This is a genomic window from Fictibacillus sp. 18YEL24, assembly GCF_015903855.1.
Classification (GTDB): Bacteria; Bacillota; Bacilli; order Bacillales; family Fictibacillaceae; genus Fictibacillus; species Fictibacillus phosphorivorans_C.
The window spans coordinates 120,395-137,497 of the sequence record NZ_JACZDT010000005.1; the positions used below are offsets into that span (position 1 = coordinate 120,395).

The following is a 17,103-nucleotide window of genomic DNA, read 5'->3' on the forward strand; positions in this document are numbered from 1 at the left end:
AAGTTCCAAGGTGGTAAAGCATTTTTCCGTGTTAGGAAGCTTTCAGCCAAGACTTCCCTCTCTATGAACCGTAAAAACATGCTTCTTGTCCTTATCAATACAGATTGAATGATAAAATTATACACCTATTATATGCAGTCGTTTTTCAAAAAGCAAGAGGACTCTGTAAGTTTATGACTTTTTTTTACGGTAAGACCAATGTTCTCTGTAGGACATCCTATCAATTGGTGTGATCGTAACTTTTTCTTGAAAGATGTTTTTTATCGTTTGAAGCAATGGATGATCAATATCATAAGCATAAATCCTAGCGGAATTTGGTGAGATTCCAACTAATGGACCTAAAAGTCTTTCGTCTAGATTCGTTACATTCGTTAGCCGCAGCGCCTTTTCATGGAACATCATCAGTTCAGTGTGTGTTAACTGTTTTTGATGTTCATCAAAAAGGAGTATTTGCTCTTGATCGAAAACAATGACGATATCCGCTGAAGTAAACGATCTCTGTTTCGTTATGCATGTCCTTAACTGCTCTACGAACATTTGGTACTCAAGTTCTAACTTGTACTCATCAATCGCACATTCAACAATCTTCAGTAAAGTTGCTAAATACTCTTTCAACCTAAACTTTATAAAGGATTCAAATTCTAAGAAATCTGTTTTTGCGTCAATAATCGAATCCCATTGCCTTCGGATCAGATCATTTAAGCTTGGCAGGTGTTTAACATCAGGTATTCCTTCGATCTCTCCAAGAATGATGCTTTTCGTGATAGATAAGATCTCTTTTTGCTCTGCTGAATCGCTGTAACAAAATGCTTGTTCAATCATTTCCTTCAAACAAATATCCTCTACTTTGTTTCGAGTAAATTCTGTTAACACATCCAATATGACCGTTTTTCTCTCCTGTATGTGCAATTCAAGAATTTTAGAAGAAGCTTCAGATAATTTGGCAAAGGAAGGGTTTATTTTATGCTCAGCTGCTATTCGAATCATTTTCTTCAAAACAGCTATACCATCTGATGGGTGTGAAAAAGCAATCGCGACCAAATAAGTCCCCCCCATATAAAATCCTCAATAATACACTATATGGGACGAGGTCCTAAAACATGTTACTTAGAAAAGAAAAAACAACCCTGGAGATAGGGTTGTTTCAATAAACAAATTTACGCTCAATTCTCGATAAGATAAACGCCATCCCAAGCGTTAAGATTAAGTACATTAAAGCGGCTGTCATGTAAGGCTCCCACGGTCGGTAGTATTGACCCATCATCGCTCTCGCATAATACATTAATTCAGGGGTAGCAATAATGGAAACGAGTGATGAATCTTTAATCAGCACAATAAACTCGTTACCTAGAGGCGGGATCATTCTTCTGGACGCTTGCGGCAGAATGACATGTTTCATAGCCTGTATATGATTCATACCGAGCGAGCGCGCCGCTTCCATCTGCCCTTTATCGATCGATTGAATTCCTGCTCTAAAAATCTCTGCGATATAAGCAGCAGCATTAAGCGAAAGAGCCAGAACACTTGAAATGAAAACGTTCGGCGGCTTCATGAATAGTGGCATGAGCGCTGAATGGATCAAAAGGATCTGAACCAGCAACGGTGTGCCTCGAAAGAAACTGATATACCACATGCAAGGAAGATTAATAAATGGATTCTTCACCATTTTGCCGAGTCCGATGAATAAACCTAATATCGTACCGAATAGAATCGCCAAAAATGATAACTGTACGGTTACCCATGTTCCTTTTAAAAACAAGGGCATGTAATCACTGATAATCTGTAAAGAGTATTCCATGAAGACCTCCTGAGAATGTTATTGTTTCAGCACATCTACATTTGGTTCTTCACCAAACCATTTTTTATAGATCTCAGCATATTTTCCATCATCGATAATTTTCTTCATCGCTTTGTTAATCTCTTCTTGATGTTCACCATCTTTAGGGAAGATAATTCCATAAAATTCGCTCTCAAAATTTTCTTTATCGCTGATGGTTACGAGTTTTTTATCAGGATTATTCTTTTCATATTCTTGTACTACAGCGTTATCCGCAACTACAGCTTCTACTTCACCATTTAATAGAGCTTGTATCGCTAATACATTGTTTTCATATTTCTTTATGTTTTCACTTTTACCAAACATTTTTTCGAGTGCTGCTTGTCCGGTCGTTCCGTTCTGCACACTTACCTTCATTCCCTCTAAGTCCTTTGCACTCTTAATCGATGTTCCTTCTTTTGCTAAAATCATGTTGATCGATTCAAAGTATGGTGAAGAAAAATCATAACTTTTCTTACGATCGTCATTTATCGTAATAGCAGAGATTCCTGCATCTACTTCTTCATTCTGAAGAGCTATAAATAACGGGTCCCATCCTTTATTTTCTAATTCATACTCCAATCCTGCTTCTTTCATCACCGCATCTAGCAGATCAACGTCGAATCCTACAATTTTATCTCCATCTAAGGATTCGAAGGGGGCGTATGCTGCATCGGTTCCCACCGTCAACTTATCACCAGACCCCGAAGAGCAAGCAACTAAGAACGCAGCTGATAAACCTATTAATCCCATTTTAAATTTCCGTTTCATTTCCATTCTTACATTTCCCCCTTTATTCTAAATATTCTTATATTATACACAAAATTTTAAATATAAGGAAAATTACAATAATTATTGTTAATACGAAAGTCACTCCATACTATTTTGGATATAAAACAAAAGACCCCGTCTTGGAGTCATTTGTATCCTTAATATTCTGTATGTGCCTAAAGGACAATCTTTAAAGCTGAGATCATCCATCCAATTCGAATGAAAAAAGCACTCGACATAAATATGCCGAGTGCTCCGCTGTTAGTTTTGCATCACAAAATCTTTTTCAGCTTTTTCTTCGTCCTCAAATACACGAAGTGTTTCGTATTTTGTATTTCTTTGTGCTGGTATCTTACCTGCTTCACGAATCAGTCGCAGCGTTAAGTTCGTGTTTACTTTGTGAGTCGTTCCAGCTGCTGAAACAACGTTCTCTTCCATCATCGTGCTTCCAAAATCGTTGCAACCATAGTGAAGAGATTTTTTACCAACCTCTGGCCCCATCGTAACCCAAGAAGATTGGAAGTTAGGTATGTTATCTAAGAAGATTCGAGAGATCGCAACATTCTTCAAATATTCTCTCGGAGTTGTCTTTTCAGCCTTCATGTTCGTGTTATCCGGCTGGAACGTCCAAGAGATGAAAGCTAAGAAACAATCTGTCTCGTCTTGTGCATCACGAACACGTTGTAGATGAAGAGCGCGTTCTTCAAATGTTTCTCCAAATCCAATAACCATCGTAGCAGTAGAATGCAGTCCAACTTTTTTAGCTGTTTTCATGCAGTCGATCCACTCTGTCCACGAGCCTTTTAGTCTGCTGATTTTCTTACGGGTGCGGTCATCTAAAATTTCTGCTCCGCCTCCAGGAAGAGAATCAAGCCCGGCTTCTTTCAGTTCTCGGAGCACTTCCTCTAGAGATAGACCAGACACTTCAACCATCTTCCAAACTTCTGCTGGAGAAAAGGAATGCATTGTGATGTCAAAGCGCTTTTTGATCTCTCTTAACAAGTCCGTATAGTAGCTGAATGGCAAGTTAGGATTTGTTCCACCTTGCATAAGAATTTCTGTACCACCTACATCAACTGTCTCTTGTATCTTTTGGAAGATCACTTCATCATCCAACACATAACCTTCGCTGCTTCCTGGCGCTCTATAGAACGCGCAGAATCTGCAATATGTATCACAAAAATTTGTATAGTTTACGTTACGGCCAATTACGAAAGTGGTAATCGGTTCAGGATGCCACCTTTTCATAATAATATCCGCAACTTCTCCCATGCGTTCTACTTCATCACTTTCATAAAGTTTAACGGCATCTTCTACCGATAAACGTTCGCCATCTAAAGCTTTTTGTAAAATAGATTCTATACTCATCGGTAACCTCCGAATACAATGTCTTAAGATCTTGTCTGTTCTTATCCTATCATATTTTAGTAGAAGAGACAGCTTTGTGTTTTCAAGAAAAAAGCTCCTGCCCTTTAAAAGAGCAGAAACTGTATTAATAATCTTCTCTGAAGTTTTTATTTCCACCCATAAAAATCGGAGTACTTAAGTGTTTGATCCGCTCCATGATTCTGAGAGCTTTCAGTTCATCGAGTCCGCCTTTTTGGGAATACGATAAATGTTGCTGCAGCATATCATAATCACAGTTGGACGTGTAGAGAGTAGGCAGTTTTTCCATCATTCGATATTGAAGAATAACGCCAATAATCTCGTCTCTGACCCAGTTCGTCATGTTTTCAGCACCAAGATCATCAAGCATGAGAACCGGAACGGTCTTTAACAGTTCCATCTTAGAGTCAAATGTCCCGTCAGAAAGGGAAGATTTCATTTCGCGAAGAAACTCTGGTGTGTGAATAATTAATGAGTGGACGCCTTTCTCAGCTAAACCATTCGCGATAGCACCTAACAGATATGTTTTACCAACACCAAATTTTCCATAGAAGTAGATTCCTTTTGCTTGATGACCAGAACCAGCCATCTGAACAAATTCATAAGCCTTCGAGATCGCGTTACGTCTTGTTTCATCAATACTATGTTTGTACAAACGATCAAATCTCGCTTCAAGGATTTCTTTCGGTATAAAGTAACTCTTAATCAATGAAGTCATGGATTTCTTTTGTTCATCGATGACTTTTAGTTCACAAGGTTTGTATCTTAGTTCTACTGTTTGTCTCACTTTCGTTAGTTCAGAACGATACCCTTGCATAAGGTTAGGACAATTCTCTAAACCTGGACAATTGCGGCAAGCATGCTGTTCGTTCTTAAAGGTGTAAAAACTGGACAATAATTTTTCCGCATGGACATCTGATATGTCAGGGTTCTCTCGTAGAAAACGCATGACTCCAGGGTCTGTAAGTACTTGTTGCTTCATTTGCTCAAATCTTTCCTGAAACTTATCAAACCCCGGCATATTTTTAACAGATTCCTTTATGGATTCCATGTTATTTCCCCCCTTTATTTCGAACTATTTAACAAACTCTCAAGCCATTTACGGTTCTCATCCTCTGTAGTATCTGTGTTTGCATCACCAGTCTGATCAGCAGATACTTTATCCTGTTTCAGCCAATCAGGAACAGTAACATTACTCTTCTTATTACCCTTATTATAAGAGCCCGAATTTACCTTCTTATCTTGCCATTCTTTATATTTTCGTTTTTCATCGCGTGCTAAAGTCATTGCCTCTATGACCGTTTGTGCTCTTTTGCGAGCCCAATGTGAAGCGATCCGTTCGATCAATCCTTTTGCAAGCTTCATATCATTTTCAGATAAAACGTAATCTAAAAGAACATTCGTAACGCCTGGTGTTAGATTCTGATCGATCATACAATAGGCAACGAGCTTCAAATCTACTTCTGAAGGAGTTGTACCTGAATAATCTTCTAATAAACGATAAGGTGATACTTCTTCAAAGTATTTGATAAGTTCTTCTTCTTTTGATTGAGGCTGCATGCCATGAAGAGCCTTTAGTGGAACAGGCTGCGTTTTTAACGCTAGAACCGGTAGTCCTTCTTCATGCTCAAATCGATACCATTTCTGAATTTCTTTCCTTAAACTCTCTGCAGAAATTTCTCCAGTCGAGTAGTATACGTTTTGAATCTGTTTACTCATATCCATCGGTTGTAACTGATAGATATATGCTAGCTTATAGATAGCTTCCTTTAATTTTGGGGTGATCACCTCTTTAGGCACGATAAAAGATGAGATCTGATTCACCATCGCTTCAAAATCAAAGGTGGATTCACTCAATACAACTTTCCCATGAATGCCTTTTTCATGTAAAGAGACATCTTCTGGAAGAACGTTTTCGTTAATCTCTGCATAACTCTTCGATGACATTTCAGACGGGTGTAAAGAAGTAAACACATCACTGAACGATGCTGTAACCTCTTTATAATCCGACAGATCGGTTTGAGCGATATAAAAGGACTCTCTAACTTCAGTAAATTTCGCTTTTCCTAAACGATTAAAAAGATAAATGCTTAAAAAGCCATCTGTAAAAAAAGCATTTGGCGAAAGTGGGAGTTGAAGCTCATAAACGTACTCCCTTGAACTATCACCGTCTTTCTTAAAAGTCTTCAAGAGACCGATCGCTTCTAGCTTCTTTCTTCCCGCCAAAATATCTTTTAGCGAGAACTGAGTTACGTTCATAAGGTGCTGATGTTTTTGTGTCTGTCGATCCATATTTACTTCGCACCATAATGTCATATATAAACTATGTGCAAATGCGCCAACCAACGGCTGATACAGCATGGTAAGAACTTTATGATCTATTTCATGCAACATACCCTTGCACTGGACGGAATACGTATCAACGGGGACAACTTCTTGAAAATGTACCGTCATCGTTTTCACCCTTTGTTAATAAAGTCTTTAAAGTAAGCTGGCCGACGGATGTAAGTATCGTCAGCCAGAGTCATTTGTTCATATTATTTAGCCGTTATCTAACACAATAGAATACGGATTAAGATTTGTATAAAAAGAGCGTTAAGCAGTCTAAGATACGCTTTAACGCTCCTCCTTGTTAATCAGTTCTTTCAATTCCTGTATAAAAACATTGATATCTTTAAATTGACGGTATACAGAGGCAAATCTTACATAAGCAACCTCATCCGTTTTAGACAGATGTTCCATCACCTGTTCACCAACAGCTGTACTTGAAACTTCTGATGCACCTGAATTCCTCAATTCCTTTTCAATGCTATCTACTATATTTTCAAGCGTTTCCAAGGGGACTGGCCTTTTTTCGCAAGCTTTAATAAGCCCTCTAAGGATCTTTTCACGGCTGAACTCTTCTCGTTCTCCGCCCTTCTTAACAATGATAAGCGGTGTTTGTTCTACCGTTTCAAATGTAGTAAATCTATAGCTGCAAGATTCACATTCCCTTCTGCGGCGAATGGATCTTCCGCTATGTACGGGTCTTGAATCAAGCACTTTTGTTCCGTTGTGCTGGCAAGTAGGACACCTCATTGTAATCATCCCCAAAAAATTTTCTATTCTCTATCTATCTTAAAGAAAAGGGAGGAATGTGACAAGCTATTCCTACAATTTTTCAGCCATTGACGTCCCTATAAACGTTAGTTTTTCTTTTAAGATCTCATAAATATTAACAATTAGCCTTTGATTGTTACCAAAATTAAAAGGAAGAGCAGATTCTGTTGAAACGTTCAGATCTACAGCAGTTCGATTCGCTCTAACTGTTACTACACTAATAACAACAAACGCACTCTTAGGCTGTCTGACTTCAAACGTAACTTCTCCCCTTTCTTCTGAAAAACCAAGTTCATGAAAATTGGTGTCTTCATCTAGGATCTGTTTGATCACTTTCATAACTTCTGGTTTATTAGCTTTAAAATAATGGGTTCTAAGTCTTTCGTCCACATGCTGTTCACTCGTTTCCGCATGATTTTCCATTAGATTTTGAAGTTTTCTAAACATAGTAGTCCTCCAAAGCAATATAATTTGTATCCTATTATTCCCTATAATGAGTGAAATAAAAAAGAGGTGTGATTTCTCACACCTCACGTACATTCTGTTTTAAATTATTGAGCAGTAACTTTTGATTTGGCAACAGAAATTGGACCCATTCCACGAGGAACTTCCAAGTTTTCGCGCTTTTTAGCGCCAAGTGCCTCTGAAATGTAATCAGCAGCAACGTTAGGATCAATTCGATCTCCACACGTATATACATCAATACTTGCATAACCATGCTCAGGAAAACTGTGAATAGTTAGATGAGATTCAGAGATAATAACAACTCCACTTACACCATGTGGAGCAAATTTATGAAAAGCAACCTCACGAATTTCTGCACCTGCTTTCAATGCAGCGTCAACGAATGTCTCTTCAATAAATTTCATGTCATTTAGTTTTTCAGAATCACAACCCCATAACTCAGCAATTACGTGTCTTCCCATTGTATCCATTAGCATAGTCCCCCTTTTAAAAATAATCATGCCTTCAAGCATGCGGTATCGAACATCTACCACGGGGGCAAGTTAGTCCAAAGAGGTCCTAACCCTTTAAGTAGCATTCAATGCCTTTGTTTGCTTTATTTGAAGTTCACGAATCATAGTATACTTCTTTTAAAATTTATTTGCAATAACTATAGGCAAATTTTTTCGAATCAATTTTTTATTGTTTTTTAAGTATAAAGATCAATCGAAATATACTGGTGCGTTGAAACGCAAAAAAGAGCTGATGTGTAATCCAGCCCTTACTCATTTATCTATTTTTACTAATGTTTTTATGATACAGAAACATTTTTTTCTTGTACTGGCATATTTAAAGCAACACTTACATGTTTCGCTAGATCTACTACTCGGCATGAATAACCCCATTCATTGTCGTACCAAGCAAGGACCTTAACTTTGTTTCCATCCATCACCATCGTTGATAAGCCGTCTACGATTGATGAGTTTTCATTTCCATTATAATCGATCGATACTAACGGCAGATCACTGTACCCTAAAATTCCACGCATTGAACCTTCAGAAGCTGATTGGAATGCGTGATTAACTTGGTCTTTCGATACAGGAGTCTTCAATTCTACAACAACATCAACTAAAGATACATTAGGTGTTGGAACTCTGAGTGCCATACCATTCAGTTTACCTTCTAAGTGAGGCAAGACTTTTGATATTGCTTTTGCAGCACCTGTAGAAGTTGGAATGATCGATGTTCCGCATGCACGTGCACGTCTTAAGTCCTTATGAGGATTATCAATATTCTTCTGATCATTCGTATACGCATGTACAGTCGTCATCATGCCCGATTGTACCCCGAACTGATCATCAAGAACTTTAATCACAGGTGCCAAACAATTCGTTGTACACGATGCATTAGAAATTATATGGTGTTTTGAAGAAATGTAATCGCTATCATTTACTCCCATAACAATTGTAATATCTTCGTCTTTCCCTGGTGCAGTAATAATTACTTTCTTTGCACCTGCTTCAATATGAAGACCAGCAGATTCTTGTGAAACAAATTTACCTGTTGCTTCTATAACAATATCAACGTCTAACGTGCCCCAAGGTAGCTCACGAGGATCGCGAGAGTTAACTAATTGAACTTTTTTTCCATTAACAAAAAGGGCATCTTCTCCAGCAACAACTTCTCCAGGATACGTTCCATGTATAGAATCGTATTTAACCATATGAGCAAGAGTTTCGGCTGGATAGCTGGCATTAACAGCTACAACCTCAAATTCATCGTTCTCCATCATTTTGCGGAAGACCATTCTTCCGATTCTCCCCAAGCCATTAATTGCAATTTTTGCTTTCATGAAGCTGCTCCTTCCAATGTGTTATACTCTAACTTGTATCTATCTGTAATTAGTATATCATATTCGTGGTTGAAAAGAACATACTTTTATTTAAATTAGGCTGAAAAAGGGCTTATATAGATAAAAACAGACCTGAATTAGTTATCAGGTCTGTTTTTTTGTTTGCTTAAGTAATAATAGAACATCATTTTCTAATTCTGCAAGAGAGCCATTATTCATGATGACAACATCCGCCAGTTCCTTTTTCTCTGTAATCGGCATCTGTGAATGTATTCTAGACAGCGCTTGCTTCTCTGAAAAATGGTCACGGTTGATCAATCTTTGAAGTTGCAGTTCTGGTGCAGCATAGACTAACCACGTTCGATCAACCATATGTGTCAGGTTACTCTCAAATAAGAGTGGTATATCCATGACCACTAATGACTCACCCGAACGTTGATAAGCATCTGCTTGCCGTCTCATTTCTTTTCTTACAGCAGGATGAACAATCTCGTTCAACATCGTTCTTTTTTCTGAATCGTTAAAGATGATTTCTCCTAATCCTGATCTATTTATTGTCTTGTCATCATTTAGTATCTCTTCACCAAAGCTGGCAACGATCTTCCTATACGCTTCTTTATCTGGCATAACAACTTCTCTAGATATAATATCGGCATCAACTACAGGAATTCCTTGACTCTTAATGATGTTGCTGACTGTTGATTTCCCTGTAGCAATGCCTCCCGTTAATCCAATAATCACTAGTTATCCTCCAGTGTTACATTTTTAATAATCCCATTACGATCAACAGAACTCCTGGTAGAATAGATAATCCCTTCATCCAGTTTGTTTTGTTAAAAAGATATAATCCCAGTATCATACCACCCCATAAGAATAAAGCACTCATCAACGCAATTGTAATGGTTGTTAGCGAAGGTGACAAATCAATGAGTGCGGCTCCTATTCCTGCTCCAAAAGCATCCAGCGATAATGCTATTCCAAGCAGTACGGCTTCTAAGCCCGTAATAGATCCAGACTTATCAATATCAGCCATAACTGGTTTCTTTAGAATGTGTATGACAATTCCTAACGATTTGATTTCAAAAAGCACAATGTTCTTAGGTTCTTTTTCCAAGTACTCAACGTTCTCTTTCTCTGGTAAGAAAACCTGCCATAGAGAGTAGATTCCGATTCCAAGAAGAATCACGCCTCCCAATATCTCACCTGTCTTAGGTGAAATAAATTGTTCTAACGTAAATCCAAGCAACATCGAAAGTAAAAAGGTAACAGCTGAACATATTGCGATAATGATAATGGAGCGAAAAGGAATTTTAATGGATTTCATTCCATACGTTAATCCGGCTCCAAAACTGTCCAGGCTGACGGCTAGTGCCAACAAAACAAATGAGTAAGCCACCATTGTTCCTGTACTCCTTTCAGTTAACGGTAAACGTAGTATATGAAAGGAGCACAGAAATGGTTTATTTTTGACAAGTCTTACAAATATGAGTTCCTCTACCCGCTACAACTAATCGTTCAATCTCAGTACCACATACGCGGCACTCTTCACTTTTTCTTCCATATACAAACAGTTTCAGCTGAAAGCCACCTGTCTCACCCACCGCGTTCGTGTAAGATCGAATCGAGCTTCCTCCGTGCTTCACAGATTCCGAAAGAATTTCAGTAATCGCGGTTTTCAATTTTTTTAATCGGTGCTGTGTTAATTTATTTGCTGGTGTCTCCGGATGAATGCCTGCTTGAAATAATACTTCATCTACGTAGATGTTTCCTAAACCAGCAATAAGTGTCTGATCTAGCAATACCGATTTTATGTTGCGCTTTCGATTAGCAAACAGCTTCTTCATAAGTGCTGCTGTTAAGGAATCTGATAATGGTTCTATACCTAAAGTTTTTAATGGCGCATTTGTTTCCTCTGTTCCTTTTGGATACAGATGCATCGTCCCAAACTTTCTCACATCTCGATATCTGAGTTCAGTTCCATCAGAGAACTGAAAAATAACGTGCGTATGCTTATCAGCAGGCTCATCTCTTTGACTCAATCCATACTTCCCTTCCATTCTTAGATGAGATACTAAAACATCTTCATCAAGATGAAAGATTAAAAATTTCCCTCTTCGATACACATTTTGAAAACTTTGACCTTTTAACTTCAAGATAAATTCGTCCGTCCCAGGATGTTTAATAATATTTTCCCAGTGTATTTTCACATCTGTAATCTTCTTCCCAGGAAGAAACTTATTCAGAGTGTTTTTGACATTTTCGACTTCAGGTAACTCAGGCATATTATCACCAACCTTATTAGAAAAACAGCACCCTGGATCTATAGGATGCTGTTTCTTTATTATTTTGCTTCAAACCAGGAATCTCCCCAGTTCACATCTACTTTTAATGGTACATCAAGTTCTACTGCTGATTCCATCACTTCGCAAACGATCTCTTCAAGTTTTTGCAGCTCATTTTCTGGTACTTCAAAAATTAGTTCATCATGTACAGTAAGCAGCATTTTTGCTTCAAGTTTCTCATCTGTTAACCGCTGATCCATATCGACCATCGCTTTTTTAATAATATCTGCAGCAGTTCCTTGAATAGGTGTATTCATTGCTGTTCTCTCTGCAAAACTGCGAAGGTTAAAGTTTCGGCTATTAATCTCAGGCAGATAACGTCGTCTATGAAGTAGAGTTGAAACAAAACCATTATGTTTTGCTTCTGAAACACTGTCCTTCATGTACTGCTGAACACCAGGGAAACTATCCAAATAGGAAGCAATAAATTCTCCAGCTTCTTTCCTCGTGATTCCGAGGCTTTGCGATAAGCCATAATCACTGATTCCGTAAACGATTCCAAAGTTAACGGCTTTAGCGTGTCTTCTCATCTCTGACGTAACTTCGCTTTCTTCAACATGAAAAACGTCCATGGCCGTTTTCGTATGAACATCCATCTCTGTCTTAAATGCTTCCATCAAGTTTTCATCTTGAGAGATATGAGCCAATACACGAAGCTCGATCTGTGAATAGTCCGCCGCAAGAATTTTCCATCCAGGCTGTGATGCAACAAAGGCATGTCTGATCTTTCTTCCTGCTTCTAAACGGATAGGAATGTTTTGAAGGTTTGGATCGATAGAACTGAGTCTTCCCGTTTGCGCTAGAACCTGATTGAAGCGGGTATGAATCTTACCCGTATCTTCTTTTACTACTTTTAGCAGACCTTCAATATAAGTAGACCGTAACTTGCCTAGCTGACGATAGATAAGGATCTTATTAATGATCTCATGTTTGCCTTCTAACTTTTCTAATACATCAACAGAAGTCGAGTAACCCGTCTTTGTTTTCTTAACAGGCGGCAAGTTCAGCTTCTCAAATAATATTTCACCTAATTGTTTAGGTGAGTTTATATTAAATGATACTCCAGCAAGTTCGTGTATATCTTTTTCTAATGCTGTTAACTGTATATCTAAGTTAGCACCCATCTTTTGAAGAGTATCTGATTTCACCTTTACGCCGAACTCTTCCATCTTGGCTAATACGAGAGCTAACGGCATCTCTAACTGATAGAATAGATCACTCTGTTCATTTTCTTTTAACTTCTCATCCAGAAGATCACTCAATTGAAAGACAGTATGCGCTTTTCTACATAGATGCTCAGCGAGGACAGCTTCATCTTCTGGCAGTTTCTTCTTAGCACCTTTACCATATACAGCTTCATTCACATCAACATTAGACTTGCCATACTGCTTCGCAACATCAGCTACTTCATCTAAGGATTCAGAAGGATTCAGCAGATATGAAGCAAGCTGAATATCGAAATCAATACCATTCAAGACGATCCCTTGCCCGTGTAAGGCTACGTGTGCTCTCTTAGCATCAAACATTCTCTTCTTTTGGTTCTGATCTTGCAACCATTCATGAAATTCTTCTGACTGATCTGCAACACTTGAAGGAATATAAAATGTTCCTGCATCATTACTTACAGCAAAACCATGTATCTTTGCTTTATGATAATCTTCAGTTAACGTTTCTACGATTAGGGATGAAGGACTTGTTAACATGTCAGCTTCAATTTTTGTTACCGTTTTAAAGTTAAGTTCTTCTTTTTCCTCATCCTGAAGAATTTCTTCATCTCCGCCTAATCGTTCGAGCAATGAATTAAATCCTAACTCTTTGAAAAGAGGAAATACAGAAGACGTTTCATAACCATCGTAATTCGTTTCTTCCAGACCGACTTCAATAGGAGCTTCTTTCGTTATCGTAGCAAGCTCTTTACTCATAATGGCTTGCTCTTTATTCTCTGTTAATCGCTCTTTAAGCTTAGCACCTGAGATCTCATCAATTGAATCAAGAACTTTTTCAATCGTCCCATATTGTTTGATCAATTTGATTGCAGTCTTTTCACCAACTCCAGGTACTCCTGGAATATTGTCGGAAGGGTCTCCCATAAGGCCCTTCATATCTATGATTTGATGAGGTGTAATTCCATAGCGCTCGTTTACTTGTTCTACGGTATAAGCCTCAACCTCAGTGATTCCTTTTCTGGTCAGCACGACTTCAACATCAGGCGTAACCAGTTGAAGTAAATCTTTATCACCCGTAAACACTTTTACATCCCAGTTTCCATCGGCAGCATAAGATGCAAGGGTTCCAATAATGTCATCTGCTTCATAATTTTCAAGCTCATATCTTTTGATTTTAAATGCATCTAACAACTGTCTGATAAACGGAAACTGCTCTGATAATTCTGGCGGGGTTTTCTGACGGCCACCTTTATATTCACCAAATGTCTTATGTCGGAATGTCGTTTTCCCGGCATCAAAAGCAACGAGGATATGTGTGGGCTTCTCATCTTCTAAAATCTTTAGGAGCATCTGTGTGAACCCGTAGACAGCGTTTGTATAAACACCTTTATCGTTGTTTAAAAGAGGCAGAGCAAAAAAAGCTCTGTATGCAATACTATTTCCATCAATAAGTACTAATTTATTTGTTTTTGCCAAGTCCGTAACCTCCTGAGGACATTTCTTCTATCATCTATTGTATCACGATGACAACCAGAAACAAAAAAGTAGGAACAGAAGAGCCCTTGGCCATAAAAAAGGCGAGAATCCGTAAAGGACTCTCGCTAAGGGGGTACTGAAAAAGGATACTTTAATCATAAGATTGAACTGTTAACTAAAGAAAACAAGTGTGTAAAAGAATTGTAAATCTTACAACTCAAATTTCTTCGGAAACAGAATCGTAAACTGAGAGCCTTCTCCTGGCTTACTCTGAACTTCAATGGTTCCATGATGAGCTTCTACAAGATGCTTAACGATCGCAAGCCCTAATCCAGTACCTCCTGAATTCCTGCTTCTCGCTTTATCCACACGATAAAAACGTTCGAAAATTCGAGGAATCTCACTTTCTTTGATGCCGATTCCTGTATCTTTGATCAGCAACTTCACATGGTCTTTTAATTCTTCCACTATTACATTTACACGGCCACCAGCAGGCGTGTACGTTAAGCTGTTCGAAACAAGGTTGATGATGATTTGTTTCAATCGAGGTGAATCTCCATCCATAACAGTTTCACCTGAAACATCCACTGATAGAACAATACCTTTCTTCTCAGCTTTCGGCTGAAGAATCTCAAAGGTATCGTTTACTAAAGCACCAAGATCAGTTGATTGAGTTTCTAGGTGAAAACCTTGTTCACTTTTCGAAAGATCTAACAAGTCTTGAATAAGCGCCTGTAGCCTATCACTTTCATTTAACATGATCGTTAAAAACTTATTTCGATACTCTTCATTTTCACCTGCACCGTCTAATAAGGTCTCAGCAAAACCTTTTAAAGAAGTGATCGGCGTTTTAAGTTCATGAGAGACATTAGCTACGAAATCTTTTCTTACTTGCTCGAGTTTCTTTAGCTCTGTAATATCGTGAAAAACAAGCACGATTCCTTTAAGCTTACCTCTTGCGTTCATGACAGGCGCACTATAGACATCAAAATGTTTCGTATCGATGTGAATAGGGATCACCGTATTTCTTCTCACTTTTTTTTCAGTTAAATACGTTTCTTTCACAATATCCTTGATGGATGTGTAAGGAAATACTTCATAGAAGAGATGACCTGTCCAATAATCTGTATGTTCCTTAAATAGTTCTTTAAACGTTTTGTTTACTAAGTTGATATAGCCATTTTTATCAATAAGAATAAGTCCGCTTCCCATATTCTCAATCAATGTTATTAAGCGATCATGCTGAGATTCTTGGGATTTTGTCATTTTCTCTAAGTTTCGTGCTAAAACGTTTAATGAGTAGTTTAGCTCTCCGATATCTTCTCCAAAATACTCATAGGTTCTCGCTTTAAAATTACCTTTTGCAAGCTCTTTTGCAGTCTGAGTCGCTTCTTCAACAGGTCTGACAATCTTATGGATCACTTTAAGAGACACGTATAAAATGATGATAAAGCAGATTAGGAAACCGATCGACATCATGATCCAAATCGATCTCTCTTCAGATTCTGCTGCATCTTCAGGTATGACGACCTGAATATAGCCCGTCTCGTCCTTCTTTTTTAACGTATAGTATAATTTGCCGCTTTCATTCTTTTGAGCAAGTTTCTCACTATCCGTCACGTTCTCCTTTTTGAACATAGACATGTTTCTCGGACTATTTGTATCCGATGTATATTTTACGTTCCAATCTGAATCGAGGACATAAATTTCACCATCTAGATCTTTAGATGCCGTTCTCAATAGGTTCATGATGACTAGTTTTGATTCTTCAGTCTTAAGGACTTGTTCGATCAAACTTAATTCACCTTTATAAAAAGCCATCCTTTTATCTTTCACACTATGGTGAACAATGTTTCCCATTATGAGAGCTAATAGAATAAAAACCAATAAAATACCGAGCAGGAAAAAGGTAAGTACCCGGTTTTTAAAATCATGCATTATTGAGGCTCCTCTAGCTTATAACCTAATCCCCTTATTGTTTTAATATAAATCGGCTTGCGTGTATTATTCTCGATTTTCTCTCTTAGATGACTGATATGCACATCCACAATTCGTGTATCACCTACAAAATCATAGTTCCAAACTGCCGAAAGCAGCTGTTCCCTCGACAGTACACGGCTCTTGTGTCTAGCAAGATAGACGAGCAGTTCAAATTCTTTTGGTGTAAGTTCTAATGCTTTCTCCTTAAAATATGCTTCATAGTTTTCCGGATAAATATCAACTTCACCAATTTTAAGGTGTTCTACTTCTTCTTTTTTCTTTTCTGATTCTGTATTGACTGATGTTGACCTGCGGAGAATTGCCTTCACCCTTGCAACTACTTCTCTTGGACTGAAAGGTTTCGTCATATAATCGTCCGCACCTAACTCGAGGCCTAACACCTTATCAAACTCATCATCCTTAGCCGTTAACATGAGAATAGGAATATTTAATTTTCTTAGACGGAGTTCTTTACATACTTCTATTCCATCCATTTCTGGCAGCATAAGGTCTAATATGATTAGATTAGGTTCTTCGCTTTCCGCTTTTTCTAATCCACTCTTGCCATCCATTGCCGTAACTACTTGAAATCCTGCTTGTTCTAAGTTAAATTGCAACAATGTTGAGATTGAAATTTCATCTTCTACTACGAGTAACTTTTGGCTCATCATATTCCCACCTTTTTACGACTTGTACAAATTCATCATACTATTTTTTTTATAGTGTGTACAAAAAACGCAAAATTTTCATAGTGGATTTACATATCCTTTA

General features: G+C 38.0%; 16 protein-coding genes and 1 other annotated feature (1 of these 17 running past the window's edge). All 16 genes read right to left on the bottom strand.

What is annotated here, in order from left to right; translation table 11 throughout:
• Positions 1-107: a binding site (T-box leader), on the bottom strand (it extends 123 nt beyond the left edge of the window).
• Positions 108-171: 64 nt separating this feature from the next.
• On the bottom strand, positions 172-1,041 hold the full coding sequence (ytxC, locus tag HU823_RS15955; RefSeq protein WP_197222676.1) for a sporulation protein YtxC: 870 nt from the start codon (positions 1,039-1,041) through the stop codon (positions 172-174).
• A gap of 103 nt (positions 1,042-1,144) precedes the next feature.
• Positions 1,145-1,798, bottom strand: coding sequence for an amino acid ABC transporter permease (locus tag HU823_RS15960; RefSeq protein ID WP_144698683.1), 654 nt, complete (start codon positions 1,796-1,798; stop codon positions 1,145-1,147).
• 18 nt (positions 1,799-1,816) lie between these two features.
• Entirely contained in the window at positions 1,817-2,587 is a 771-nt protein-coding gene (locus tag HU823_RS15965; RefSeq protein ID WP_144703327.1) for a basic amino acid ABC transporter substrate-binding protein, read from the bottom strand.
• 261 nt (positions 2,588-2,848) lie between these two features.
• Entirely contained in the window at positions 2,849-3,955 is a 1,107-nt protein-coding gene (gene mqnC, locus HU823_RS15970) for a cyclic dehypoxanthinyl futalosine synthase (RefSeq protein ID WP_144698682.1), read from the bottom strand.
• Between the two features lie 124 nt (positions 3,956-4,079).
• Positions 4,080-5,024 (bottom strand): primosomal protein DnaI, encoded by a 945-nt coding sequence (gene dnaI / locus HU823_RS15975; RefSeq protein ID WP_066396737.1) that lies wholly within the window; start codon positions 5,022-5,024, stop codon positions 4,080-4,082.
• A gap of 14 nt (positions 5,025-5,038) precedes the next feature.
• Positions 5,039-6,427, bottom strand: coding sequence for a replication initiation and membrane attachment family protein (locus HU823_RS15980; RefSeq protein ID WP_197222677.1), 1,389 nt, complete (start codon positions 6,425-6,427; stop codon positions 5,039-5,041).
• Positions 6,428-6,589: 162 nt separating this feature from the next.
• Positions 6,590-7,051 carry a transcriptional regulator NrdR gene (nrdR, locus tag HU823_RS15985; protein WP_066396742.1) on the bottom strand — a complete coding sequence of 154 codons (462 nt, stop codon included), beginning with the start codon at positions 7,049-7,051 and terminating at the stop codon, positions 6,590-6,592.
• A gap of 72 nt (positions 7,052-7,123) precedes the next feature.
• A complete protein-coding gene (locus HU823_RS15990; RefSeq protein WP_197222678.1) occupies positions 7,124-7,519 on the bottom strand; it encodes a cytosolic protein in 396 nt (131 codons plus the stop codon).
• A gap of 104 nt (positions 7,520-7,623) precedes the next feature.
• A complete protein-coding gene (gene speD / locus HU823_RS15995; protein WP_066396744.1) occupies positions 7,624-8,007 on the bottom strand; it encodes an adenosylmethionine decarboxylase in 384 nt (127 codons plus the stop codon).
• A 320-nt stretch (positions 8,008-8,327) separates the two neighbouring features.
• Positions 8,328-9,368, bottom strand: coding sequence for a glyceraldehyde-3-phosphate dehydrogenase (locus HU823_RS16000; RefSeq protein ID WP_197222679.1), 1,041 nt, complete (start codon positions 9,366-9,368; stop codon positions 8,328-8,330).
• Between the two features lie 144 nt (positions 9,369-9,512).
• Positions 9,513-10,109: a dephospho-CoA kinase gene (gene coaE, locus HU823_RS16005; protein WP_144698675.1), complete on the bottom strand. Its 597-nt coding sequence runs from the start codon at positions 10,107-10,109 to the stop codon at positions 9,513-9,515.
• 16 nt (positions 10,110-10,125) lie between these two features.
• Positions 10,126-10,767 (bottom strand): sporulation membrane protein YtaF, encoded by a 642-nt coding sequence (gene ytaF / locus HU823_RS16010; RefSeq protein ID WP_144698673.1) that lies wholly within the window; start codon positions 10,765-10,767, stop codon positions 10,126-10,128.
• A gap of 61 nt (positions 10,768-10,828) precedes the next feature.
• Complete coding sequence (gene mutM / locus HU823_RS16015; protein ID WP_197222680.1) at positions 10,829-11,650, bottom strand: DNA-formamidopyrimidine glycosylase; 822 nt, start codon at positions 11,648-11,650, stop codon at positions 10,829-10,831.
• A 59-nt stretch (positions 11,651-11,709) separates the two neighbouring features.
• Positions 11,710-14,352, bottom strand: coding sequence for a DNA polymerase I (gene polA / locus HU823_RS16020; RefSeq protein WP_197222681.1), 2,643 nt, complete (start codon positions 14,350-14,352; stop codon positions 11,710-11,712).
• Positions 14,353-14,562: 210 nt separating this feature from the next.
• Positions 14,563-16,290 carry a two-component system histidine kinase PnpS gene (pnpS, locus tag HU823_RS16025; RefSeq protein ID WP_144698667.1) on the bottom strand — a complete coding sequence of 576 codons (1,728 nt, stop codon included), beginning with the start codon at positions 16,288-16,290 and terminating at the stop codon, positions 14,563-14,565.
• Positions 16,290-17,000, bottom strand: a complete 711-nt coding sequence (locus HU823_RS16030) for a response regulator transcription factor (RefSeq protein WP_144698665.1) — start codon at positions 16,998-17,000, stop codon at positions 16,290-16,292. Before HU823_RS16030 ends, pnpS begins: the two co-directional genes overlap by 1 nt.
• Positions 17,001-17,103: the final 103 nt, after the last annotated feature.

What these genes read in the sequence shown, in the direction of transcription:
- HU823_RS15960 (WP_144698683.1), bottom strand. Translation starts at nt 1,798, where the DNA reads ATGGAATACTCTTTACAGATTATCAGTGATTACATGCCCTTGTTTTTA.
- HU823_RS15965 (WP_144703327.1), bottom strand. Translation starts at nt 2,587, where the DNA reads ATGAAACGGAAATTTAAAATGGGATTAATAGGTTTATCAGCTGCGTTC.
- mqnC (WP_144698682.1), bottom strand. Translation starts at nt 3,955, where the DNA reads ATGAGTATAGAATCTATTTTACAAAAAGCTTTAGATGGCGAACGTTTA.
- dnaI (WP_066396737.1), bottom strand. Translation starts at nt 5,024, where the DNA reads ATGGAATCCATAAAGGAATCTGTTAAAAATATGCCGGGGTTTGATAAG.
- HU823_RS15980 (WP_197222677.1), bottom strand. Translation starts at nt 6,427, where the DNA reads ATGACGGTACATTTTCAAGAAGTTGTCCCCGTTGATACGTATTCCGTC.
- nrdR (WP_066396742.1), bottom strand. Translation starts at nt 7,051, where the DNA reads ATGAGGTGTCCTACTTGCCAGCACAACGGAACAAAAGTGCTTGATTCA.
- HU823_RS15990 (WP_197222678.1), bottom strand. Translation starts at nt 7,519, where the DNA reads ATGTTTAGAAAACTTCAAAATCTAATGGAAAATCATGCGGAAACGAGT.
- speD (WP_066396744.1), bottom strand. Translation starts at nt 8,007, where the DNA reads ATGGATACAATGGGAAGACACGTAATTGCTGAGTTATGGGGTTGTGAT.
- HU823_RS16000 (WP_197222679.1), bottom strand. Translation starts at nt 9,368, where the DNA reads ATGAAAGCAAAAATTGCAATTAATGGCTTGGGGAGAATCGGAAGAATG.
- ytaF (WP_144698673.1), bottom strand. Translation starts at nt 10,767, where the DNA reads ATGGTGGCTTACTCATTTGTTTTGTTGGCACTAGCCGTCAGCCTGGAC.
- mutM (WP_197222680.1), bottom strand. Translation starts at nt 11,650, where the DNA reads ATGCCTGAGTTACCTGAAGTCGAAAATGTCAAAAACACTCTGAATAAG.
- pnpS (WP_144698667.1), bottom strand. Translation starts at nt 16,290, where the DNA reads ATGCATGATTTTAAAAACCGGGTACTTACCTTTTTCCTGCTCGGTATT.
- HU823_RS16030 (WP_144698665.1), bottom strand. Translation starts at nt 17,000, where the DNA reads ATGAGCCAAAAGTTACTCGTAGTAGAAGATGAAATTTCAATCTCAACA.